Below are 22,956 nucleotides of genomic sequence, written 5' to 3'. Positions count from 1 at the left end.
CGCGGCCAACGGCCAGGCGAGCAGCGCCCCCTTCGCCCCGAGCTTCAACGGCGCCGAAAACGTCACCCCCTCGCCCACTTCCTTGGCATGCGCGGCAACATCCTGCTCAGGCCCGAGCCAGACCGCGAGCCGCCAGGCCAGCAACGAACCCAGCAGCCCCCCGACCGCCAGCGCCACCACCAGCGGCACACCCCCACGCCGCCGCACGAGAAACACCACGAGCGCGCTCACGGCCCCGAACCCCAGCGCCAGCAGCGTGAACGTCCCGTCCACCCCGACGGCCTGCTCCCCCTCGGTGTCCCGCAGATACACCGCGCCACCGTCGGAGACCAACGGCACATGCGGCGCCAGCCACCACCACAGCACCCCGAGCAGCGCTCCCGCGAGCGCCACCCCCACCATGATGATCGCGGCCTGACGCACTTCGGTCTTCATCCCGGGACCGTCCTGTTCACCGTCCTGTCCGTACGCGGCCACCCCGGGAACGGGTGACGCCTGCCAAGGACTGTGCGAGGACAGCGGGGCCTGGTCGTGCGACGGTTCATTCGGCGGCGGAGGCGGAGTCAGCGGTGCGGTCACCCTGACATCGTGCCAGGCGCGTCTGTGCGACGCGTCACCGGACGGCCGCCCGGCGGTACGCCCAGGTCGCGACCGCCAGCGAGGCCACCCCGACTCCGGCGCACACGGCCAGATCACCGAGCACGAACGCCCAGTCCGGGTCGCTCCCGAAGGTCCGCGCGAACGCCTCCACACCGTACGTCGACGGCAGCAGATCACGCGCGAACCCCACCACACCCGGCAGCCGTTCCGGCGGCAGGACCCCGAGCAGCAGCGCCGCCGACATGCCCAACTGCCCCAACAGCGTGGCCAGTTCCGGCCGCGGCGCCAGCAGGCCGAGCGCCGCCCCGAGACCGGCCAACGCGGCCCCCGCGAGCGGGATCACCGCGACGAGCACCCACAGGTTCCCCAGCGGTAGCCCGAAGAGCACGCACCCGAAGACCGCGGTCACCACCGTCCCCGGCACCGTGAACGACGCGTACGCCCCCGCCGCACCCAGAACGACAGCGGCGGGCGGCACCGGCAGCGTCGCGTAGTGGTCGAGCCCGCCACTGGCCCGCAGCTGCCCGAAGTACTGGGCGAGCAGGTTCAGTGCGACGAAGGCGACCACGAGCACGGCGGACCCGGCGACCACTGCCTGGGCCTCGGCCCCGCCGTCCACGACGCCCCGCATCAGGATCATGATCCCGATCGACTGGAAGGTCGCCACGAACAGCAGCGGGATCCGCGCGACGCGCGCCCGCGAGAGCTGCGCCCGGTACACGGCTCCCAGCGACGGCCACAGCCGCGCCCGCGGACCGAGCGCGGCCGGTGCCCCGGCACGCTCCTCCACGGCCAGGGCACCGCCCGGCAGAACCTCCACGGGTACGACACTCACGTCGAGCTGCTCCTCTTCGCTCCGGCTGCCGCCCAGTCTCGTACGGCTGCGGCCGCGGTTGCGTTCACGCCTTCACCAGTCCCTGCGCGTCGCCGCCCAGCGCCAGGTACACGTCCTCCAGGCTGGGCGTGGCGAGCGTGAAGTCGTCCAGGGCCACGAAGGCCGCGCCGCCGGTGACCGTGGCGACCACCGCGCGGGCCTCCTCGGGCGCGAGCCGCAGCGTCCAGCGGCGCCCGGACTCCAGGGCCCGGGACCGTAGCGCGGCGACCTCGGGGACGTCCAGCGGCGCCCGCTCACGCCACACCAGCTCGACGCGTACCTCGCCCGCCACCTTCTCCTTCAGGCCGCCCGGGGTGTCGCAGGCGATGACCCGCCCCTGGTCTAGGACGGCTACCCGGTCGAGGACGGTCTCCGCCTCGATGACGTTGTGGGTGACGAGCAGGACGGTGGTGCCGTGTTCGGCCCGGCGCCGGTCGACGGCGGCCCAGACGGCCCGCCGGGCGACGGGGTCCATGCCGGTGGTCGGCTCGTCCAGGACGAGCAGGGGCCGCTCACCGACCAGTGCGGCGGCGAAGCAGGCCAGCCGCCGCTGGCCGCCCGACAGCTTCCTGATCGGCCGCGGGGCGAGGGCCGTGAGCCCCAGCTCCTCCAGTACGGCGTCCCGCTCGTCCCTGGCCCGCCGCACATCGAGCCCGCGCAGCCGGCCGGTCGTCTCCGCGGCGAGCGACACGGTCAGGTCGTCCAGAGCGGTCGACTCCTGCCCGAGGTACGCAAGGATCCGAGCGGCCCTCTCGGGGTGCCGCACGATGTCGTGCCCGAGGATCTCGACCGTGCCGTCGTCCGGTCGCATCAGTCCGGTGAGCTGCCGGACGAGCGTCGACTTCCCAGCCCCGTTCGGCCCGAGCAGACCGAAGATCTCCCCGCGCCGGACCTCCAGCCCGACGGCGTCATTGGCCCGCACGGCAGGCGTTCCGGGCGTCCCGCGCCGTCCGCGCACCGCCGGATACGTCTTCGTCAGCCCCCGCACCGCGCACACGACATCCGCACCGTGTCGGCTCCCGGGTTCCGTGCGCGTGCTCACGAGGAACGAGCCTACGGGGTCCGGAACCCGGGTCGGTCCCCGGGGCGCCCGATGCACATATGTCCGGCGCCACCGAACGGCTACCCGATCGCCACCGGACCGCGCCCGGACTCACCCCGCCTCACGGTCCCCGCAGCCCCAGGCCCACCACCCGCGTCCGGGTCACTCCCCGGGCACGGGCGCCGCCGCCGTCCGTACGTCGATCTCCCGCCAGAACCCGGCCCGGATGGCGTACCGGTCGTGCTCGTCGATCTGATCGTCCTTGTGGGCGAGCAGCCCGAACCGCGCGGCGTAGCGCAGCAGCTCCCCGTCCACGCGGTGCGGGATCCTCGGGTACATCCCGGAGAGCTTCTGCAGGTGTGCCTGCTCCGTCAGCCGCGCCATCCAGCGCCGTGCGAACACCTGCCCGACCTCGTACGGATCGCCGCCGACCGTGGTGATGTCCTCCTCCCGGTCCGCCCACCGCTGCTCGGCCGTGGTGAGCTGTGCCAGCGTCGGCATGGACGCGGCCTCAGCCGGCTCGGCGGCGACTCCGGGGCGCTCCACCCACCCCTTGTCGGAGGACCAGCGCAGCGTGGCGTTCGCGGGATGCTGCGCGGTCTGCGCGCCGGCCGCCCGCATGGTCGCCAGGTCCTTCGGCGTCGGCACTCCCTTGGACGCCGCCGCGGCCCGCTCCTGCGTCCCGTTGTGCGGCACGGCGGCCGCGGCCGCGTGCTCCGCCTCGTCGGCGGTCCGCTCGGACGCGGTGAGCGCCGACTCCGGCAGCGGCGCCGACAGGATCGCGGCGATCTCGGGCCGCGGCACGGGCTGCGGGGCGCACACCCCGCCGAGGTCCTTCGCCCGGACCGCCTTGGTGATCCACGCCCGGTCCAGCACGCGCCGCTCGTCGGCCTCGGCGACCAGGTCCTCGGACTGGTTGTAGTCGCCGTCCGCGGCCTGCACGGCCCACAGGTGTACGGCGACCCCGTGTTCCTTGGCCGCCATCATGCCCGGCAGCAGGTCGCCGTCCCCGGTCACGAGCACGATGTCCGAGCAGGCCCGGTTGCGCGCCAGTTCGGTGAGCTCGGCGTGCATGGCGGCGTCCACGCCCTTCTGCGCCCATCGCCCGTCACTGCGGGTCAGGGCACCGAGCCGTACGGTGACGCGTGGCATCACGCGCAGTCTGCGGTGCTCGGGCTGCGGTACGCGGTCGGGGGCGCCGTCGAACCAGTAGATACGCAGCAGTGGCCGCTCGGTGTCGGCTTCGGCGCGCTCACGCAGTCCCTGGATGAGGGCGGCGTGATCGACGGTGATCCGGGAGCGGGAGGGTTCTCCGGCGAGAAGGCTGGCGGCAGCCCCGAGCAGATACCCGGCGTCCACCAGGACGATGCAGCGGTCCACGCGATCCACCCTCTTTCCGGGAGGTTTGCTTCGGGCTTCCTTCGAGTCTGCCCGACCGCGCGGAGGTTAACGGCCGGAACTCGATCATCGGCGTGGCGCATCGGCGCAGAGGTCACGGACAGAGCTTGTCACGCAGGGTAATTCTCCGAAATGCGCGACGTGTCCCCCTATGTGAATCTGGTCGCGGCCCTGGCCCCTAGATCCCCACAGGAGGCAGAGCACCATGGCCAAGAACAAGAACCGCAAGCAGGGCGCCCAGCCGAACCGCCGCCCGCAGGCCGAGCAGGCCGAGGAGCGGGCGCAGCGGAGCTCGATGGAGCCGATGTCGCACCCCCAGGACAGCCCCGCCGACGTTGCCCGTAAGAAGCAGAAGAGCTTCGGTCACAACTGAGGCCCGGCCACCGGCTGTTGAGGCCCAGACATACAGCGAGGGGCGCATCCCTTTCCGGATGCGCCCCTCGCGCACGTCAGTACGCGGTCCTCAGCCCGCGAGACAGGACGGCCCGAGCAGCACCTTCAGATCGCCGAAGAGGGCCGGATCGGGCTTCACCCGGTGGCGGTCGAGCCGCAGCACCGTCGTCTTCGTCGGCCCCTGGAGCTTGATCCGCACCTCGCTGTCGCCCCTGTGGTGGCTGAGGATCTCACCGAGACGGCTGACCATGGGCGGCGTGACTCTCGTGGCCGGGATGGTGAGGATCACGGGCGCGTTGGTGCCCGCGTTCGACAGGTCGGGGACCTGGAGTTCCATCGCGACCAGCCGGGGGACGTCCTCGCGCTTGTCGAGCCGTCCCTTGACGAACACCACCGCGTCCTCGACCAGTTGCGTCGACACCAGCTGGTACGTGGCGGGGAAGAACATGCACTCGATGGAACCCGCCAGGTCCTCCACCGTCGCGATCGCCCACGCGTTGCCCTGCTTGGTCATCTTGCGCTGGAGCCCGGAGATGATCCCACCGATGGTCACCACCGCCCCGTCCGAGTGCTCACCCCCGGTCAGCTGGGCGATACCGGCGTCCGCCTTGTCCGCCAGCACATGCTCAAGACCGAACAGGGGATGGTCGGAGACGTACAGACCGAGCATCTCCCGCTCCTGGGCGAGCAGATACGTCTTGTCCCACTCGTCGGTGGCGAAGTCCACGTCCAGCCCGAAGCCCGGCTCGCTGCTGTCGTCCTCGCCCATCCCGCCGAACAGGTCGAACTGGCCCTCGGCCTCCTTGCGCTTGACCGCGACCACGTTGTCGATCATCGGCTCGAAGTGCGCGGTCAGCCCCTTGCGGGTGTGGCCCAGGGTGTCGAAGGCGCCGGCCTTGATCAGCGACTCCGTGGTGCGCTTGTTGCAGGCGGCCGCCTCGACCTTGTCGAGGTAGTCGGGGAAGGAGGCGTACTTCCCCTTCGCCTTGCGGGACCGGATGATCGACTCGACCACGTTCGTACCGACGTTGCGCACGGCCTCCAGGCCGAAGAGGATCACGTCGTCGCCCTGGGCGGCGAAGTTGTGGACCGACTCGTTCACGTTCGGCGGCAGCACCTTGATACGCATGCGCCGGCACTCGTTCAGGTAGACGGCCGACTTGTCCTTGTCGTCCTTGACCGAGGTGAGCAGCGCGGCCATGTACTCGGCCGGGTAGTTCGCCTTGAGATAGCCGGTCCAGTAGGAGACGAGTCCGTACGCGGCCGAGTGGGCCTTGTTGAAGGCGTAGCCGGCGAAGGGGACCAGCACGTCCCACAGGGCCTGGATCGCCTCGTCGCTGTAGCCGTTCTTCTTGGCTCCGGCCTGGAAGATGGTGAAGTTCTTCGCCAGTTCCTCGGGCTTCTTCTTGCCCATCACGCGGCGGAGGATGTCGGCTTCGCCGAGTGAGTAGCCGGCGATGATCTGGGCGGCCTTCTGCACCTGCTCCTGGTAGACGATCAGGCCGTAGGTGACGTCCAGGACCTCCTTGAGCGGCTCCTCCAGCTCCTTGTGGATCGGCGTGATCTCCTGGCGGCCGTTCTTGCGCTCGGCGTAGTTGATGTGCGAGTTCATGCCCATCGGGCCCGGCCGGTAGAGGGCCGAGACGGCGGAGATGTCCTCGAAGTTGTCGGGCTGCATCTGGCGGAGCAGCGAGCGCATGGGGCCGCCGTCGAACTGGAAGACGCCGAGGGTGTCACCGCGGCAGAGCAGTTCGAAGGTCTTGGGGTCGTCCAGCGGGAGGGAGAGCATCTCCAGGTCGACGCCCTTGTTGGCCTTCACCATCTTGATGGCGTCGTCCATGATCGTGAGGTTGCGCAGGCCCAGGAAGTCCATCTTCAGCAGGCCGAGCGACTCGCACTGGGGGTAGTCCCACTGTGTGATGGTCACGCCGTCGGTGTGCCGTACCCAGATCGGGGCGTGGTCGACGATGGGCTCGCTGGACATGATGACGCCGGCGGCGTGCACACCCATCTGACGGACCAGGCCCTCGACGCCCTTGGCGGTGTCGATGACCTTCTTCACGTCGGGCTCGTTCTCGTACATCCCCCGGATCTCGCCGGCCTCGCTGTAGCGCGGGTGCGAGGGATCGGTGATGCCGTTCAGGTCGATGCCCTTGCCGAGGACGTCGGCGGGCATCGCCTTGGTGAGCCGGTCGCCCATCGCGTACGGATAGCCCAGCACGCGCGCGGAGTCCTTGATCGCGTTCTTCGCCTTGATCTTGCCGTACGTGCCGATCATGGCGACCTTGTCGGCGCCGTACTTCTCCGTCACGTACCGGATCACCTCGACGCGCCGACGCTCGTCGAAGTCGATGTCGACATCGGGCATCGAGACGCGCTCGGGGTTGAGGAACCGCTCGAAGATCAGACCGTGCGGGATGGGGTCGAGGTCGGTGATGCCCATGGCGTACGCGACGATCGAACCGGCCGCGGAACCACGGCCCGGGCCGACCGCGATGCCCTGCTCCTTGGCCCACATGATGAAGTCGGCGACGACGAGGAAGTACCCCGGGAACCCCATCTGGATGATGACGTCCATCTCGTACTCGGCCTGCTTCTGGCGGTCCTCGGGGACGTTGCCGCTGAAGCGGCGCGCCATGCCGCGGCGGACCTCCTCCTGGAACCAGGTGACCTCGGTGAAGCCCTCGGGGATGTCGAACTTCGGCATGAGGTTCTTGGCCTCGAACATGCCGGTGGTGTCGACCATCTCGGCGATGAGCCGTGTGTTGTCACAGCCCTGGCGCCAGATGTCCGAGTTCTCCAGGGCGTACATCTCCTCGGTGCTCTTGAGGTAGTAGCCACCGCCGTCCAGCTTGAAGCGGTCCGGGTCGGAGAGGTTCTTGCCGGTCTGGATGCACAGCAGGGCGTCGTGGGCGGTCGCCTCGTGCGCGTACGTGTAGTGCGAGTCGTTGGTGACCAGCGGCGGGATGTTGAGCTTCCTGCCGACCTCCAGCAGATCGTCACGCACCCGGCTCTCGAGCTCGAGTCCGTGCTGCATCAGCTCCAGGAAGAAGCGGTCCTTGCCGAAGATGTCCTGGTAGTCGGCGGCCGCCTTGAGGGCCTCGTCGAACTGGCCGAGGCGCAGCCGGGTCTGGACTTCGCCGGAGGGGCAGCCGGTGGAGGCGACGATCCCGTCGGACCACTGGGAGAGGGACTCCTTGTCCATCCGGGGCCACTTCTGCAGCCAGCCTTCGGCATAGGAGTCGGAGGAGAGCCGGAAGAGGTTGTGCAGACCTGTCTTGTTCGTCGACCACATGGTCAGGTGGGTGTACGAACCGCTCGCGGAGACGTCGTCGCGCTTCTGGTGCGGCTGGCCCCACTTGATCTTGCGCTTGTTGCGCCGCGACTCGGGGGCGATGTACGCCTCGATCCCGATGATCGGGGTGACTCCGGCCTTCTTCGCGGAATGGAAGAAGTCGTACGCCCCGTGGAGATTGCCGTGGTCGGACATGGCGATGTGGGTCATGCCCATCTCGTTGCACGCGTTGAACATGTCCTTCAGCCGCGCGGCACCGTCCAGCAGCGAGTACTGGGTGTGGACGTGCAGGTGCGTGAACGGCGGCTTTGACACGGCTTCGGCCTCCAAATGAACGGGTGCGGCGCGGAGCGCCTCGTTGAGGGGCGGTGGTCGGGTGACGGGTGGGCGTAGGTCGACGAGGGTCCGACAGGCTGCGGACAGTCTGGGGGACAGCGTCGAAGTCTATGCCTCGGCACTGACACTCGGAGCGGTCTCCCCCGTACCTTCATCCGGGAGTCGCGGGCACTCCCGCGTACCGTCGGACGTTGAAAAGAACCAGGGGACTCTTCCCCTCAGAAGGCACATCCGCCACACATGTCACACACCACCACCTGCACCAGGAGGCACCCAGCGATGTCGGTTCCGCAGCTCAGCGCCGAGCAACGCGGCGAGCAGATCCTCGCCGTCTTCGACACCGCCTTCGGCGACCTCCTGGCCGCCGACCCGGCCGCCTTCCGTGTGAAGTTCCGGAAGATGGCCGCGTCCGCCTTCGCCTTCTACCGGGGCACGGCGTGCCTCTTCTACCACGATCTCGATCAGGAGAAGCGGGGCGGCCCGTTCCTGGACGACCGCACCTCGCGCGTGTGGATCCACGGCGACCTGCACGCGGAGAACTTCGGCACGTACATGGACGCCACGGGCCGCCTGATCTTCAACGTCAACGACTTCGACGAGGCGTACGTGGGCCCCTTCACCTGGGACCTGAAGCGCTTCGCGGCCTCCGTGGCCCTGATCGGGTACGCGAAGGCGCTCGGCGACGAGCAGATCACCGAGCTGGTGCGGGTGTACGCGGGCGCGTACCGCGAGCGCGTCCACGCCATCGCGACCGGCGCCAAGAGCGACGAGGTGCCGCCCTTCACGCTGGACACCGCCCAGGGCCCGCTGCTGGACGCGCTGCGCGACGCCCGCTCGCTGACCCGCTTCGGGCTGCTGGACTCTATGACGGAGATCCGTGACTTCGAGCGCCGCTTCGCACCCGGCGGCGGTTCCATCGAGCTGGACGCTGCCACCCGCTACAAGGTCCTGGCGGCCTTCGACGGCTACCTGGAGACACTCCCGGAGTCGTCGCTCGCCCGCCCCGACTCGTACCGCGTGAAGGACGTCGTCGGCCGCCGCGGCATCGGCATCGGCTCCGCGGGCCTGCCGTCGTACAACATCCTCCTGGAGGGCGCCACGGACGCCCTGGAGAACGATGTGGTGATCTACATCAAGCAGGCCCAGACCCCGGCCGTCTCCCGCCACATCACGGACGCGGCGATCCGTGGCTACTTCCAGCACGAGGGCCACCGCACGGTGATCTCGCAGCGCGCCCTCCAGGCGCACGCCGACCCGTGGCTGGGCTGGACCGAGCTGGACGGCGCGGGCCAGCTGGTCGCCGAGGTCTCGCCGTACGCGGTGGACCTGGACTGGGGCGACATCGACGACCCGGAGGAGATCGCGGCGGTCGTCGGCGATCTGGGCCGGGCGACGGCCACCATGCACGCCGCCGCGGACGACCTGTCCGGCCAGTCCCTGGTGCCGTTCTCCACGGAGCGGGCCATCGACGCGGCGATCGCTGCCGACGAGGACGGCTTCGCACCTCTCCTGGTGGACTTCGCACACGAGTACGGGGCACGCGCACGTGCGGACCACCAGATCTTCGTGGACCTGTTCCGCAACGGCCGGATCCCCGGCCTCTAGGACCACACGCTCACAGGGGACCTTTAGGGGTCCCTTACGTGAGTTCGTGGGAGACTCTGCAACGCCATGGACATATCCGGGACCCGCCTCAGAGCCGTACGCGCGGCGCTGTTCACGGCATTCGTCGTGACGCTCAGCACCGCGTCGCACGTGCTGCTGTCGCGGGCCCCGCTGCCCCTGACCACGGTGGCCGCGCTCGCGGGTGCCGTCTTCGCCGTCGCGTACGCGCTGGCGGGCCGCGAGCGCGGCTTCGGGAGGATCGCGGCGCTGCTGATCCCCCTGGAGCTGGCCGCCGACACGGTGTTCACAGCGGGCCAGCACGCCTGTTACGGCCGGGCCGGCGGCCCTGTCGCGGGCCCGCTGCGCCAGGTCGGCCTCGACGTGCTGTGCGGTGGCGGCAGCGTGGGCGGCCCGCTGACGCGGGTCACCGGCGACTCCGGCCGGGCGGCCTCCCTCCTCGCCAACGCCGACCCGGCCGCCGCCTGGCTGCTGCTCGCCGCCCACGTCGGCGTCGGGCTCCTCGCGGCCGCCTGGCTGCGGCGTGGCGAGCGGGCGCTGGCCCAGCTGCTGGGCGCGGCCGTCGCGGCGACCTTCCGGCCGCTGCTGATGGCCGTCGCGGCGGTGACGGTACGGCTCGCACCGGCCCGGCTCCGGATGCCGCGCTCCGTGCTCCGTACGGCCACCGCGCGCACCCTCCTGTACGCGCACTCCCTGGGACGGCGTGGACCGCCGTGCTCGGTCGCTGTCGCCTGAGCGACAGCCCCCCGGTCGCGCCTGAGCGGCGCCGACAGCACTGAGCACAAGTAGTCCCCCACACGTATCCCGCGTACGACGTGTGCGCGTCCCATATGGAGATCACCAACATGAGCAAGCGGAACAGCCAGGAGGCGAAGAGGGCGGCCCGTGAGCGCCTGCGCGAGGAGCGCGAGCGCCAGGCCAAGCGTGCCAAGGTCAGGCGGCAGCTCGTCGTCGCCGGTTCGATGGTCGCGGTCCTCGCGATAGCCGGCGGCGTCGGGTACGCCGTCGTGCAGAACAACAAGCCCACCAAGTGGGAGGAGGCCGCCGACGCGAAGGTGGTCGCCCCCGCCAACACCTCGGGCAAGAACGGCACCACCGTCGTGGTCGGCGACTCCAAGTCCAAGAACACGATCCACCTCTACGAGGACCCACGCTGCCCGGCCTGCGCCCAGTTCGAACAGACCGTCGGCGAGACCGTCAACAAGGGCATGAAGGACGGCACCTACAAGCTCTCCTTCACCCTCGGCACCTTCCTCGACGGCAACCTCGGCGGCGAGGGCTCCAAGAAGGCGCTGAGCGCGCTCGGCGCCGCGCTGAACGTCAGCACCGACGCGTTCCTGGAGTACAAGACCGCGCTGTACTCGACCAAGTACCACCCGGAGGAGTCGACCGACGAGTTCTCCAAGGACAGCTACCTGATCAAGGTGGCCAACACGGTCGACGCGCTGAAGAACAACAAGACGTTCCAGAGCGCCGTCGAGAAGGGCACCTACGACGCCTGGGCGATGAAGATGAGCAAGTCCTTCGACGACGACGGCATCAAGTCGACCCCGACCATCAAGATCAACGACAAGACGATCGACAACCCGTCCACGGTCGCCCAGTGGGAGACGGCTCTCAAGGACGCGGGCGTCACCAAGTAGTCCGCGCCCGGGGCGGGCCGGCTGACACACGACAGACGCACGGCCGAAGCGCGGGCGAACTCCTCACAGTTCGCCCGCACTTCATGTCCGCCGTCTTACGGAGAGCCCTTACCCATCAGTAATCTCCGGCCGTGACCAGTCGCATCAGATCCCACGCCAGCCCCGACTCTCCCGCGCCGAGCCGCCGTACGGTCGTCAAGGCCGCCGCGGCAGGCGCCGCCCTCGCGGCCCCGCTGGCCGCCGCGATCCCCGCCCGGGCCGCCCAGGCACCCGCCTTCCTGCACGGCGTCGCCTCCGGCGATCCGCTGCCCGACGGCGTCCTGCTGTGGACCCGGGTCACGCCCGTTCCGGAGGCGGTGCCCGGCTCCGGGCTCGGCCCGGCCGTCGAGGTGAGCTGGACCGTCGCCCTGGACAAGGCGTTCACGAACATCGTCGCCAAGGGCTCGACCACCGTCACGGCCGCCTCCGACCACACGGTGAAGGCGGACATCCGCGGTCTCGCCCCCGCCACCGACTACTGGTTCCGCTTCTCCGCCGGCGGCACCGACTCCCCCGCCGCCCGCACCCGCACCGCCCCGGCAGCCGACGCCGCCGTGGCCTCCCTGCGCTTCGGCGTGGTCTCCTGCGCCAACTGGGAGGGCGGCTACTTCGCCTCGTACCGCCATCTGGCCACGCGCGGCGACCTGGACGCATGGCTGCACCTGGGCGACTACATCTACGAGTACGGCACCGGCGAGTACGGCACGCGTGACACCGTCGTACGCCCGCACGCGCCCACGCACGAGATCCTCACGCTCGCCGACTACCGCACCCGGCACGGCCGTTACAAGACCGACCCGGATCTCCAGTCTCTGCACGCCACGGCCCCGGTGATAGCCATCTGGGACGACCACGAGATGGCCAACGACGCCTGGTCGGGCGGCGCCCAGAACCACACCGAGGGCGCGGAGGGCACCTGGGCGGCCCGCCAGGCAGCGGCCAAGCAGGCGTACTTCGAGTGGATGCCGGTGCGCCCGGCGATCGCGGGCACCACCTACCGCCGGCTGCGTTTCGGCAAGCTGGCCGACCTCTCGCTGCTCGACCTGCGTTCGTTCCGCTCCCAGCAGGTGTCGGTCGGTGACGGCGAGGTCGACGACCCGGACCGTACGATCACCGGCCGCGCCCAGCTCGACTGGCTGAAGGCCGGGCTGAAGGCATCGGACACGACCTGGCGGCTGGTCGGCAACTCGGTGATGATCTCCCCGTTCGCCATCGGGTCACTGACCGCCGACCTCCTGAAGCCGCTCGCCGAACTCCTCGGACTGCCCCGGGAGGGCCTCGCCCTCATCCCCGACCAGTGGGACGGCTACACCGACGACCGCCGTGAACTCCTCGCCCACCTGCGCGACAACGCGATCCGCAACACGGTCTTCCTCACCGGCGACATCCACATGGCGTGGGCCAACGACGTGCCGCTGAACGCCGGTACCTACCCGCTGTCCGCCTCGGCCGCCACGGAGTTCGTGGTCACCTCGGTCACCTCCGACAACATCGACGACATCCTCAAGGTCCCCGAGGGCACCGGCACGGCGCTGGCCTCCCCACTGATCCGCGCCGCCAACCGGCACGTCCACTGGGTCGACACCGACCGGCACGGCTACGGCGTCCTCGACATCACCGCCGAGCGCGCGCAGATGGACTACTACGTGCTGTCCGACCGGACGAAGGCCACGGCGACCTCGTCCTGGGCCCGCTCGTACCGCACGCGCAGCGGCACGCAGAAGGTGGAGCGCACGTACGACCCGGTCTGAGCGGACCCGGGCACGGCTCGGGTCACAGGGTTTCGAGGAAGCCGAGCGCCACCTTCCAGGTGGCCTCGGCGGCCTCCCCGTCGTGGTCGGGCAGGTCGGGGTCGGTGTAGAGGTGCCCCGCCCCGCGGTACCGGAAGACCTCGACGTCCGCGCCGATCGCACGCATCCGCAGGTACCAGGCGCTCAGCCAGTCGTCCGGCTCGAAGGGGTCGGGCTCGGCGACGTGCAGCTGGACGGGCAGTTCGTCCACCGAGGCGGTCTCGGCGATGTCCGACGTGCCGTGCAGGAGCAGCAGCCCGCGGGCCTTCTCGTCGCCGAGCGCCAGAGTCTGCGCGGTCGCGGCGCCGAACGAGAAGCCCGCGTACACGAGCCCCCGGTCCGAGTACGGCGCGGCGGCCAGGACGGCCCGCTTGAGCAACTCGTCCTTCCCGATCCCGTCCTTGAAGGCCATGCCCTCCTCGACCGTGTCGAACGTCCGCCCCTCGAAGAGGTCCGGCGTCCACACCTCGTGTCCGGCGGCGCGCAGCCGGTCCGCCGCGTCGCGCACCGCGGGTCTGAGGCCATGGGTCGAGTGGAAGAGCATGATGTCCATACGTTCATGGTGCCAGCCGGCTACGACAGCACGGGCCACGGACCGCCCTGGTCGGCGTGAGCCGGGTCGGGGTGGGCGCCGTACCCACAATGGGGGCGAAGTCACATGTTCATGACCCCGCGAAGCCGGTTACGTTCGGAGGCATGGAGAACGTACTGCGCCCCCTGATCGTCCTCGGCGGCTCGGTCGTGCTCGCTCTGCTCCTGGGGTGGGCCGTGGACCGCCTGCTGGCCAAGGCCGACGAGCGGCACAGCGAGACGCCTCTGTGGGGCCTGCTCCGCCGCGGCCGCGTCCCCTTCCAGCTCGTGATGTGCACGGCCGCGCTGAGAGGCTCGTACGACCAGGTGGACTTCCTCGCGGACCACCGGACGGCGATCGGCCGGATCCTGACGCTGGTCCTCATCGGGTCGGCCGCGTGGCTGGTGATCAGCATCGCGGCCGCCATCGTCGAGACCACGTACACCCGGTACGCGAGCAGGCACCGCGACCCGGCGCGGATCCGCCGCGTGCGGACACAGGTGACGCTGATCATGCGCGTCGTCACCGCGGTCGTCGGCGTGGTGGCGGTCGCGGCGATGTTGCTGACGTTCCCGGCGATGCGCGCGGCCGGTGCCTCGCTGCTGGCCTCCGCCGGGCTCCTGGGCATCGTCGCCGGTATCGCTGCCCAGTCCACGCTCAGCAACCTCTTCGCGGGGCTGCAGATCGCCTTCGGCGACATGGTGCGGCTCGGCGACGTGGTCGTGGTGGAGGGCGAGTGGGGCACGGTCGAAGAGATCACGCTGACGTTCCTGACGGTGCGCACGTGGGACGAGCGCAGCTTCACGATGCCCGTGTCCTACTTCACGTCGAAGCCGTTCGAGAACTGGTCCCGGGGCGGCGTCCAGATGACCGGCACGGTCTTCTTCCACGTCGACCACTCGGCCCCGATGCCCGCGATGCGCGAGAAGCTCCGTGACATCCTGCGCGAGTGCCCGGCCTGGGACGGCCGCGCCTACAACCTGACCGTCACCGACTCGACCCCCACCACCATGGAGGTGCGCGCGCTGGTGACGGCGAAGGACCCGGACGACCTGTGGACGGTGCGCGTAGAGGTCCGCGAACAGCTGATCGACTGGCTCGTCCAGGAGCACGCCTACGCCCTTCCCCGCGTCAACACGGCCGACGCGACGCTGCCCCCGCAGCGCCTCGACGGCCACCCCGACGGGCGAGCGGACGGCGTCCCCTTCCGCGTGACCCGGGGCCGCGCCCACGAGGTGCCGCGCACGGGGCCGGGCCGGGGCTGAGTACGGGACTGAGTACGCGGCGCGCGGGCACCCGCGCCGGCCCCCGGCTCAGTGCCCGCGTTCCGCACCGCCGTTGACCTGGATGATCTGCGCGGTGACGTGCCCGGCGGCGTGCGAGGCGAGCCAGTGCAGCGTGCTCGCGACGTCGCCCGGGGTACCCGCCCGCCCGGTCGAGGTCTCCGCGACGAGCCGCGCCCTGCGCTCCTCGTCCATCGCCCCGCCGAAGAACTCGGTGTCCTCGATGTAGCCGGGCGCCACCAGGTTCACGGTGATGCCGCGCGGTCCCAACTCCCGTGCCAGATCGAAGGCGTACGGGTGCAGCGCGGCCTTGGACGCGGCGTACGCACCGCTGCCCGAGCCCCGGTAGGCGGCGATGGAGCTGAGGAACAGCACACGGCCGCCGGGGTCGGCCAGCCGGTCCTTCAGCGCCTCGGTGAGCAGGACCGCGGTCAGGGTGTTGAGCCCGAAGTTGAGGGTCCAGTTGTGCAGGACGACGTCGAGCGGCTCATCGCTGTCCACCTTGGGCTCCAGGCTCCCGGAGCCTCCGGCACTGTGGATCAGCACGTCCACGGTGCCGAACTCCGCGGCCACGAACCGCTCCACCCCGCGTACGCCGCTGGGCTTGCTGAGATCGGCCGCGTACGTCAGCGCCCCCGGCACCCCGGTCTTCTCCAGCACCTCGCCCCGCCGCCCGACCAGGAGGACCCGGTCCCCGTCCGCGGCGAAGGCCTGCGCCGCCGCGAGCCCGATCCCCGTACCACCACCACTGATCACCACATTGCGAGCCATAAGGCGATCGTACAAAAGCCGGTTCCCGAAACGATCGACGCCATGGGTGGGAAAACAGCCCACCCCCGGGCACCCGAGCTACAGAGGGCGCCGCATCGCACGATGCGGTATCCCCGCATCGGGGAACTCGGCGCCGTACACCACGTACCCCAACCGCTCGTAGAACCCGAGGGCATGCGTCTGCGCGTGCAGGTCCACCGCCGCCAGCCCACGCGCGCGGGCCGCCTCCTCGATGGCCCGCACCAGCGCGACCCCGACGCCCAGCCCGCGCGCCTCGCGCGTCACGGCGAGCCGCCCGAGCGAGCCCACGGTGAGGTCACCGTCGGTCTTCGCCGCGGCGGCCTCCCCGTACAGCAGCCGCCCCGTGCCGAGCGGCACCCCGTCGTCCCGCACGGCCAGCACGTGCACGGCGTCGGCGTCGTACGCGTCGTACTCGATGTCCTGAGGGACACCCTGTTCGACGACGAAGACCTCCTTGCGCACCGCGAAGCACGCCTCACGGTCGGTGGGGTTGTCCGCGACCCGTACCGCGTACGACGGGCTCATGCGTACGTCTCCTCGTGGACCTGGTCCAGGGCCTTCTGCAGATCCTCGGGGTAGTCGCTCTCGAACTCGACCCACCGCCCGTCGCCGGGGTGCTCGAAGCCGAGCCTTACCGCGTGCAGCCACTGGCGGGTGATCCCGAGCCGCTTGGCGAGCGTCGGGTCGGCGCCGTACGTCAGGTCGCCCACGCACGGGTGCCGGTGGGCCGCCATGTGGACGCGGATCTGGTGGGTGCGTCCGGTCTCCAGCTTGATGTCGAGCAGGGAGGCGGCGCGGAACGCCTCGACCAGGTCGTAGTGCGTGACGGACGGCTTGCCGTCGGCCGTGACCGCCCACTTGTAGTCGTGGTTCGGGTGCCGGCCGATGGGTGCGTCGATCGTGCCGCTAGTCGGGTCGGGGTGGCCCTGGACCAGCGCGTGGTAGCGCTTGTCGACCGTGCGCTCCTTGAACTGGCGCTTCAGGAACGTGTACGCGTACTCCGACTTGGCCACCACCATCAGACCCGACGTGCCCACGTCGAGCCGGTGGACGATGCCCTGCCGCTCGGCGGCGCCCGACGTCGAGATCCGGTACCCGGCGGCGGCGAGCCCGCCGATGACCGTGGGGCCACTCCAGCCGGGGCTCGGGTGGGCCGCGACCCCGACGGGCTTGACGATCACGACCACGTCATCGTCGTCGTGCACGATCTCCATGCCCTCGACCGGCTCGGCGACGATCTGCACCGGCGCGGGCGCCTGCGGCATCTCGACCTCCAGCCAGGACCCGCCGGTCACCCTCTCGGACTTGCCGACGACCGTGCCGTCGACCAGCACCTTGCCTGCCGCGGCCAGCTCGGCGGCCTTGGTACGGGAGAACCCGAACATGCGGGAGATGGCGGCGTCGACGCGCTCGCCCTCCAGTCCGTCGGGCACGGGCAGGGTACGGATCTCGGGAATCGTGCTCACCCGGTCGAGTATGCCGGACGGGTCGGACACCCCGGACCAGACCCTGTGGACAACTCCCCCGCCGCCCTTGCCGCTCAGTCCTTGTGGACGGTCCCGTCCGGGTCCAGGCCCCGGAAGGACAGCAGCACGATCAGGATGCCGCCGCAGACGATCGCGGAGTCGGCGAGGTTGAAGACGGCGAAGCCCTTGGGGGCGATGAAGTCGACCACCGCTCCCTCGAAGACGCCGGGCGAGCGGAAGATCCGGTCGGTGAGGTTACCCAGCGCGCCACCGAGCAGGAGCCCGAGCGCGACGGCCCAGGGAAGGCTGTAGAGCTTGCGCGCGAGACGGATGATCACCACGATCACGGATGCCGCGATCACGGTGAAGATGATGGTGAATGCCTCACCGAAGCCGAAGGCCGCGCCCGCGTTGCGGATCGCCTCGAACTTCAGCCACTCCCCGATGATCTCGATCGGCTCGTGGTGTTCCAGCTTGGCGACCACGATCATCTTGCTGACCAGGTCCAGGGCGTACGCGAACAGGGCGACGGCGAACAGCACGGCGATCCGACGCCGGCCCCTGGGCTGCTCGGTCTCGCCCGCCGTGCCGTGCTCCGGCTCGGCTCCCGCCGACTCGGGGATGTCCGGCGTACCGATGATGCGCTCCGCCTCTGCCACGTGAGTCCTTCGACCTAGGTTCCTGACTGAGGACGAGAGTACGACACCACCCCGGGGGCCACGTGCTCAGTCGGCATTCAGTAGCGGCGTTCCTGCTTCTGCTTGCACTCGACGCACAGGGTGGCCCGGGGGAAGGCCTGCATGCGCGCCTTGCCGATCGGGTTGCCGCAGTTCTCGCAGAGCCCGTACGTGCCCGCGTCGAGCCGTTCCAGGGCTCGCTCGGTCTGGTCGAGCATCTCGCGCGCGTTGTGGGCCAGCGCCATCTCGTGCTCGCGCGTGATGTTCTTGGTGCCGGTGTCGGCCTGGTCGTCGCCCGCACCGTCCCCGGAGTCCCGCATCAGGCCGGCGAGGGAGCGCTCGGAGTTGTCCAGCTCGGCGTGCAGCCGCATCGCCTCGGACTGCAGTTCCGCACGGGCCTCGTCGACCTCCTCCGTGGTCCAGGGGTCCTCACCGGGGCGTACCGCGAGCTCGCCGGGTTCCACCGCCGCGAGCCGCGCCTTGGGCACTGCCGTGGGCTTCTTCGCCGCCGTGGCCGTTCCAGGAGTCTTCTTCGCAACCACTGTCGTGGCTCCCGTCGTCTTCGCGGCCTGGGCCGCACCCGCCTTCTTGGCCGTGCTCTTCTTGGACGCGCCTTTGGTGGAGGCGCGTTTCCCGGTGCCTGTGGTGGCTGCGGCGCGCTTCTCGGCGGCAGGCCGCTTCGCGGTGGCCTTCTTCGCCGCCGCCTTCCTGCCGGCCTCCTTGTCACCCATGGGTCTGCCGACCCCTTCCTCCCCACCCGCCTTCTTCGAAACAGCCGCTCTCGAAGTCGCCACCTTCTTGGCACCCGCTTTCCTGGCCGCCGCCTTCGTAGTACCCGCTTTTCCGCCACCCGCCCCGGTGGCCTCCCCAGCGGCCGCCTTCGCGGCGGCCGACTTCGCCGCTCCCGGCTCGGCGCCGGCCGTCCTCGTAGTGCCCTGTTTCCTGGCCGCGTTCTTGGCCGCGTTCTTCGTAGTGCCTGCTTGGACGGCCCCCGCCCTCCCGGTAGCGGTCGCCTGCCTCTCCGTAGCGGCAGCCGCAGCCGTACTCCCCGGCGTCACCGCTCGCACCGTCTTCACGGGCCTGGCCGCGCGTCCACCGGCGGCCTTCCGCGTGCTCTTCCTGCCGCCGAGGCCCTTGGCCGCCACGCCGCCGGAGGCATCCGCGGCCATGGGTCTCCCGGACGCCGACTGCTGTACGGCGGTCTTCTTCGCCACCATGGTCGCGGCCCCTTCACATACTGTGATCTTGCTCGCGAATCGTGCTGGGACGATAAATCGACTTGAGTCCCGCGGCAACGGGGCGCACCGCCCGATTCGCCCGCCCCGCGCCTGCCCCGCGGCGAGCCTGCATGCGTTGTGCCCAGCTCCCCGCCAGGTAATCCGCCGGACGGGGCGTCCCAGGATCCGGACGCCGGACCGGTGCCATTCGGGTCAGCCCGCAGGCGGGGACGGCCACCACCGCGCGGTGCCCCCACCGCGTCGGAAATCCGGTCGGCCACTGTCCCCGGGGCGCCGTACACTGGGCGGAGCGAAAAGCGTGGATGGGGACGAGTAGCGCCGTACGCAGCCATGAGCGACCCGGGGACGGTGGAAGCCCGGGGGCGAGCGCGACGTGAAGATCACCCCGGAGCCGCCGGAGGAAAGCCGACGTGAGCCAGGCAGCACAGCAGCCGGGCGCGCGACAGCGGCGAGTAGAACCGGCTTCGCGACCCCAATGAGGGGGTTCGCCGGTGCGCACGAGGCACCGGGGAGCCAAGGAGGGTGGTACCGCGGGAGCGCGCCGCACACGGCGTCCGGAGAAAGAAGGCTCTCGTCCCTCCGACGGAAGGCAGAAAGTCCGTTGGAGGAAGCTCGCTGATGACAGCGCCGACGTACCGCCAGGTGCCCGCCCAGGTCGACCTGCCCGCGCTCGAGCACGCGGTGCTCGACTTCTGGCGCGAGCAGAAGATCTTCGCCAAGAGCCTGGAGCAGTCCGAGGGCCGCCCCGAGTGGGTGTTCTACGAGGGCCCGCCCACCGCGAACGGCATGCCGGGCGCCCACCACATCGAGGCCCGCGTCTTCAAGGACGTCTTCCCCCGCTTCCGCACCATGCGCGGCTACCACGTGGCCCGCAAGGCCGGCTGGGACTGCCACGGCCTCCCGGTGGAGCTGGCGGTCGAGAAGGAGCTCGGCTTCAGCGGCAAGCAGGACATCGAGGCGTACGGCATCGCCGAGTTCAACGCGAAGTGCCGCGAGTCCGTGACCCGGCACACCGACGCCTTCGAAGAGCTCACGACCCGCATGGGCTTCTGGACCGACCTGGACGACCCCTACCGCACGATGGACCCCGGGTACATCGAGTCGGTCTGGTGGTCGCTCAAGGAGATCTTCAACAAGGGCCTGCTGGTCCAGGACCACCGCGTCGCCCCCTGGTGTCCGCGCTGCGGCACGGGCCTGTCGGACCACGAGCTGGCGCAGGGCTACGAGACGGTCGTCGACCCCTCGGTGTACGTCCGTTTCCCGCTCACCTCCGGTCCGCTCGCGGGCGAGGCCGCGCTCCTGGTGTGGACGACCACGCCGTGGACGCTGGTGTCCAACACCGCGGTCGCCGCCCACGCCGACGTCACCTATGTGGTCGCGACGGACGGCGAGGAGAAGCTCGTCGTCGCCGAGCCGCTCGTCGCCAAGGCCCTCGGCGAGGGCTGGGAGACCACCGGCCAGACCTTCACGGGCGCCGAAATGGAGCGCTGGTCCTATCAACGTCCGTTCGAGCTCGTGGAGTTCCCGAGCGCCAGCGAGGGAACCGACAAGCACAGCCCGGACGAGACCGCCACCCACTACGTCGTCAACGCCGAGTACGTCACGACCGAGGACGGTACGGGTCTGGTCCACCAGTCCCCCGCCTTCGGCGAGGACGACCTCAGGGTCTGCCGCGCGTACGGCCTGCCGGTGGTGAACCCGGTCCGCCCCGACGGCACGTTCGAGGAGGACGTCCCCCTGGTCGGGGGGATCTTCTTCAAGAAGGCGGACGAGAAGCTCACCGAAGACCTCCAGCAGCGTGGTCTGCTCTTCAAGCACATCCCGTACGAGCACAGCTACCCGCACTGCTGGCGCTGCCACACCGCGCTCCTCTACTACGCGCAGCCGTCCTGGTACATCCGCACCACGGCCGCCAAGGACCGCCTCCTCCAGGAGAACGAGAAGACCAACTGGTTCCCGGACTCGGTCAAGCACGGCCGCTACGGGGACTGGCTGAACAACAACATCGACTGGGCCCTGTCCCGCAACCGCTACTGGGGCACCCCCCTGCCGATCTGGCGCTGCGAGGACGACCACCTCACCTGCGTCGGCTCCCTCACCGAGCTGACCGAGCTGACCGGCACCGACCAGTCGGGCCTCGACCCGCACCGCCCGTACATCGACGAGGTCACCTTCGCGTGCCCCGAGGACGGCTGCGGCGCCGCGGCCACCCGCGTACCGGAGGTGATCGACGCCTGGTACGACTCGGGTTCGATGCCGTTCGCGCAGTGGGGCTACCCGTACAAGAACAAGGAACTGTTCGAGGCCCGCTACCCGGCGCAGTTCATCTGCGAGGCCATCGACCAGACCCGCGGCTGGTTCTACACGCTGATGGCGGTCGGCACGCTCGTCTTCGACAAGTCCTCGTACGAGAACGTCGTGTGCCTCGGCCACATCCTCGCCGAGGACGGCCGCAAGATGTCCAAGCACCTGGGCAACATCCTGCAGCCGATCCCGCTCATGGACCAGCACGGCGCCGACGCGGTCCGCTGGTTCATGGCGGCCGGCGGCTCCCCGTGGGCGGCCCGCCGCGTGGGCCACGGCACCATCCAGGAGGTCGTCCGCAAGACGCTCCTCACGTACTGGAACACGGTCGCCTTCCAGGCCCTGTACGCGCGCACGTCGAACTGGGCGCCGTCCGCGGCCGACCCCGCCCCGGCCGACCGCCCGGTCCTGGACCGCTGGCTGCTGTCGGAGCTCCACGCGCTCACCGACCAGGTGACCCAGGCCCTCGACACGTACGACACCCAGCGCGCCGGCAAGCTCCTGTCGGCCTTCGTCGACGACCTGTCCAACTGGTACGTACGCCGCTCGCGCCGCCGCTTCTGGCAGGGCGACAAGGCGGCTCTGCGCACGCTCCACGAGGTCGTCGAGACGGTCACGAAGCTGATGGCCCCGCTGACCCCGTTCATCACCGAGCGGGTCTGGCAGGACCTGGTCACGCCGGTGACCCCGGGCGCCCCGGAATCGGTGCATCTGGCCTCCTGGCCGGAGGCGGACCTCTCCGCCATCGACCCGGAGCTGTCGAAGCAGATGGTGCTGGTGCGCCGGCTCGTGGAGCTGGGCCGTGCCACGCGCGCGGAGTCGGGCGTCAAGACGCGTCAGCCGCTGTCGCGCGCGCTGGTGGCGGTGGCCGGCTTCGCTTCGCTGAACCCCGAGCTGCACACGCAGATCACGGAGGAGCTGAACGTGAGCTCCCTCGCGTCGCTGAGCGAGGTCGGGGGCTCACTGGTGGACACCACGGCGAAGGCGAACTTCCGTGCGCTGGGCAAGCGCTTCGGCAAGCGGGTCCAGGACGTGGCCAAGGCCGTCGCGAACGCCGACGCGGCCGCCCTGTCCCTCGCCCTGCGCGAGGGCACGGCCTCGGTCGAGGTCGACGGCGAGACGGTCACCCTGTCCCCGGACGAGGTGATCATCACCGAGACCCCGCGCGAGGGCTGGTCCGTGGCGTCCGACTCCGGTGCCACGGTGGCCCTGGACCTGGAGATCACCGAGGACCTGCGCCGCGCGGGCCTCGCCCGTGACGCGATCCGTCTGATCCAGGAGGCCCGCAAGAACAGCGGCCTGGACGTGGCCGACCGGATCGCCCTGCGGTGGACCTCCGGTGACCCCGCCGTTGCCGAGGCCCTGTCCGAGCACTCAGGGCTGATCGCCGACGAGGTCCTCGCCACGGACTTCGCCTCCGGCGGGGCGGACGATTCGTATGGTGCGCCTTTCACTGATGAAGGGCTCTCGTTGACGTTCCGTCTGCGCAAGATCGGCTGAGGGCGGTTCATCGACTGCCGGCCGTCTGTGGCTGGTCGCGCAGTTCCCCGCGCCCCTAAAGGGCGCTGAGGGCCCGGGTTCCTTTCGGAACC

The 22,956-nt window shown here is 70.3% G+C and carries 18 protein-coding genes; 7 read left to right on the top strand and 11 right to left on the bottom strand.

Annotated elements, in window-relative coordinates:
* The 4 genes from FNH08_RS17340 to FNH08_RS17325 all read right to left on the bottom strand — a co-directional run.
* The coding region (locus FNH08_RS17340) for an AAA family ATPase (protein WP_322724707.1) at positions 1-579 on the bottom strand (579 nt) is incomplete at its 3' end.
* A 34-nt stretch (positions 580-613) separates the two neighbouring features.
* Positions 614-1,435: an ABC transporter permease gene (locus tag FNH08_RS17335; RefSeq protein ID WP_407704394.1), complete on the bottom strand. Its 822-nt coding sequence runs from the start codon at positions 1,433-1,435 to the stop codon at positions 614-616.
* Positions 1,436-1,499: 64 nt separating this feature from the next.
* A complete protein-coding gene (locus FNH08_RS17330; RefSeq protein WP_322724706.1) occupies positions 1,500-2,516 on the bottom strand; it encodes an ABC transporter ATP-binding protein in 1,017 nt (338 codons plus the stop codon).
* A gap of 162 nt (positions 2,517-2,678) precedes the next feature.
* A complete protein-coding gene (locus FNH08_RS17325; protein WP_322724704.1) occupies positions 2,679-3,896 on the bottom strand; it encodes an NYN domain-containing protein in 1,218 nt (405 codons plus the stop codon).
* Positions 3,897-4,119: 223 nt separating this feature from the next.
* Here FNH08_RS17325 and FNH08_RS50780 point away from each other — a divergent pair, with 223 nt between their 5' ends.
* Positions 4,120-4,287 carry a hypothetical protein gene (locus FNH08_RS50780; protein ID WP_194238512.1) on the top strand — a complete coding sequence of 56 codons (168 nt, stop codon included), beginning with the start codon at positions 4,120-4,122 and terminating at the stop codon, positions 4,285-4,287.
* A 90-nt stretch (positions 4,288-4,377) separates the two neighbouring features.
* On the opposite strand, the gene dnaE is transcribed toward FNH08_RS50780, so the two are convergent.
* Positions 4,378-7,917, bottom strand: coding sequence for a DNA polymerase III subunit alpha (gene dnaE, locus FNH08_RS17320; protein WP_322724702.1), 3,540 nt, complete (start codon positions 7,915-7,917; stop codon positions 4,378-4,380).
* 300 nt (positions 7,918-8,217) lie between these two features.
* Here dnaE and FNH08_RS17315 point away from each other — a divergent pair, with 300 nt between their 5' ends.
* The 4 genes from FNH08_RS17315 (at position 8,218) to FNH08_RS17300 (ending at position 12,994) form a co-directional block, all read left to right on the top strand.
* Complete coding sequence (locus tag FNH08_RS17315; protein ID WP_152772386.1) at positions 8,218-9,543, top strand: DUF2252 domain-containing protein; 1,326 nt, start codon at positions 8,218-8,220, stop codon at positions 9,541-9,543.
* A 66-nt stretch (positions 9,544-9,609) separates the two neighbouring features.
* Positions 9,610-10,296, top strand: a complete 687-nt coding sequence (locus FNH08_RS17310) for a hypothetical protein (protein WP_152772385.1) — start codon at positions 9,610-9,612, stop codon at positions 10,294-10,296.
* Positions 10,297-10,406: 110 nt separating this feature from the next.
* Positions 10,407-11,204 (top strand): DsbA family protein, encoded by a 798-nt coding sequence (locus FNH08_RS17305; RefSeq protein ID WP_152772384.1) that lies wholly within the window; start codon positions 10,407-10,409, stop codon positions 11,202-11,204.
* A 131-nt stretch (positions 11,205-11,335) separates the two neighbouring features.
* A complete protein-coding gene (locus tag FNH08_RS17300; RefSeq protein ID WP_322724701.1) occupies positions 11,336-12,994 on the top strand; it encodes an alkaline phosphatase D family protein in 1,659 nt (552 codons plus the stop codon).
* Positions 12,995-13,016: 22 nt separating this feature from the next.
* Here FNH08_RS17300 and FNH08_RS17295 read toward each other — a convergent pair whose 3' ends face one another.
* Positions 13,017-13,586 (bottom strand): dienelactone hydrolase family protein, encoded by a 570-nt coding sequence (locus tag FNH08_RS17295; RefSeq protein WP_152772383.1) that lies wholly within the window; start codon positions 13,584-13,586, stop codon positions 13,017-13,019.
* A 143-nt stretch (positions 13,587-13,729) separates the two neighbouring features.
* Between FNH08_RS17295 and FNH08_RS17290 the strand changes: the two genes are divergently transcribed.
* Positions 13,730-14,869, top strand: a complete 1,140-nt coding sequence (locus FNH08_RS17290) for a mechanosensitive ion channel family protein (RefSeq protein WP_152772382.1) — start codon at positions 13,730-13,732, stop codon at positions 14,867-14,869.
* Between the two features lie 48 nt (positions 14,870-14,917).
* Here FNH08_RS17290 and FNH08_RS17285 read toward each other — a convergent pair whose 3' ends face one another.
* From FNH08_RS17285 to FNH08_RS17265, 5 genes are all read right to left on the bottom strand, one after another.
* Complete coding sequence (locus FNH08_RS17285) at positions 14,918-15,658, bottom strand: SDR family NAD(P)-dependent oxidoreductase (protein ID WP_152772381.1); 741 nt, start codon at positions 15,656-15,658, stop codon at positions 14,918-14,920.
* Between the two features lie 78 nt (positions 15,659-15,736).
* A complete protein-coding gene (locus tag FNH08_RS17280; protein WP_152772380.1) occupies positions 15,737-16,204 on the bottom strand; it encodes a GNAT family N-acetyltransferase in 468 nt (155 codons plus the stop codon).
* Positions 16,201-17,145: an RluA family pseudouridine synthase gene (locus FNH08_RS17275; protein ID WP_322724699.1), complete on the bottom strand. Its 945-nt coding sequence runs from the start codon at positions 17,143-17,145 to the stop codon at positions 16,201-16,203. The genes FNH08_RS17280 and FNH08_RS17275 overlap by 4 nt, the downstream gene beginning before the upstream one ends.
* A 74-nt stretch (positions 17,146-17,219) precedes the next feature.
* On the bottom strand, positions 17,220-17,804 hold the full coding sequence (gene lspA / locus FNH08_RS17270; RefSeq protein WP_322724697.1) for a signal peptidase II: 585 nt from the start codon (positions 17,802-17,804) through the stop codon (positions 17,220-17,222).
* Between the two features lie 77 nt (positions 17,805-17,881).
* Complete coding sequence (locus FNH08_RS17265) at positions 17,882-19,039, bottom strand: TraR/DksA family transcriptional regulator (protein ID WP_152772379.1); 1,158 nt, start codon at positions 19,037-19,039, stop codon at positions 17,882-17,884.
* A gap of 639 nt (positions 19,040-19,678) precedes the next feature.
* Between FNH08_RS17265 and ileS the strand changes: the two genes are divergently transcribed.
* On the top strand, positions 19,679-22,864 hold the full coding sequence (ileS, locus tag FNH08_RS17255) for an isoleucine--tRNA ligase (protein WP_152772378.1): 3,186 nt from the start codon (positions 19,679-19,681) through the stop codon (positions 22,862-22,864).
* Positions 22,865-22,956 lie beyond the last annotated feature (92 nt).

The organism is Streptomyces spongiae (assembly GCF_009377185.1).
GTDB lineage: Bacteria > Actinomycetota > Actinomycetes > Streptomycetales > Streptomycetaceae > Streptomyces > Streptomyces spongiae.
Note: the sequence above shows the minus strand (reverse complement) of the source record. Positions and strands in the feature narration are given on the sequence as shown.

Bases quoted from the DNA above. Each gene is read 5' to 3' on its own strand.
- FNH08_RS17285 (WP_152772381.1), bottom strand. From the start codon at position 15,658: ATGGCTCGCAATGTGGTGATCAGTGGTGGTGGTACGGGGATCGGGCTC.
- FNH08_RS50780 (WP_194238512.1), top strand. From the start codon at position 4,120: ATGGCCAAGAACAAGAACCGCAAGCAGGGCGCCCAGCCGAACCGCCGC.
- FNH08_RS17295 (WP_152772383.1), bottom strand. From the start codon at position 13,586: ATGGACATCATGCTCTTCCACTCGACCCATGGCCTCAGACCCGCGGTG.
- FNH08_RS17265 (WP_152772379.1), bottom strand. From the start codon at position 19,039: ATGGTGGCGAAGAAGACCGCCGTACAGCAGTCGGCGTCCGGGAGACCC.
- FNH08_RS17280 (WP_152772380.1), bottom strand. From the start codon at position 16,204: ATGAGCCCGTCGTACGCGGTACGGGTCGCGGACAACCCCACCGACCGT.
- FNH08_RS17315 (WP_152772386.1), top strand. From the start codon at position 8,218: ATGTCGGTTCCGCAGCTCAGCGCCGAGCAACGCGGCGAGCAGATCCTC.
- FNH08_RS17290 (WP_152772382.1), top strand. From the start codon at position 13,730: ATGGAGAACGTACTGCGCCCCCTGATCGTCCTCGGCGGCTCGGTCGTG.
- FNH08_RS17310 (WP_152772385.1), top strand. From the start codon at position 9,610: ATGGACATATCCGGGACCCGCCTCAGAGCCGTACGCGCGGCGCTGTTC.
- FNH08_RS17305 (WP_152772384.1), top strand. From the start codon at position 10,407: ATGAGCAAGCGGAACAGCCAGGAGGCGAAGAGGGCGGCCCGTGAGCGC.
- ileS (WP_152772378.1), top strand. From the start codon at position 19,679: ATGACAGCGCCGACGTACCGCCAGGTGCCCGCCCAGGTCGACCTGCCC.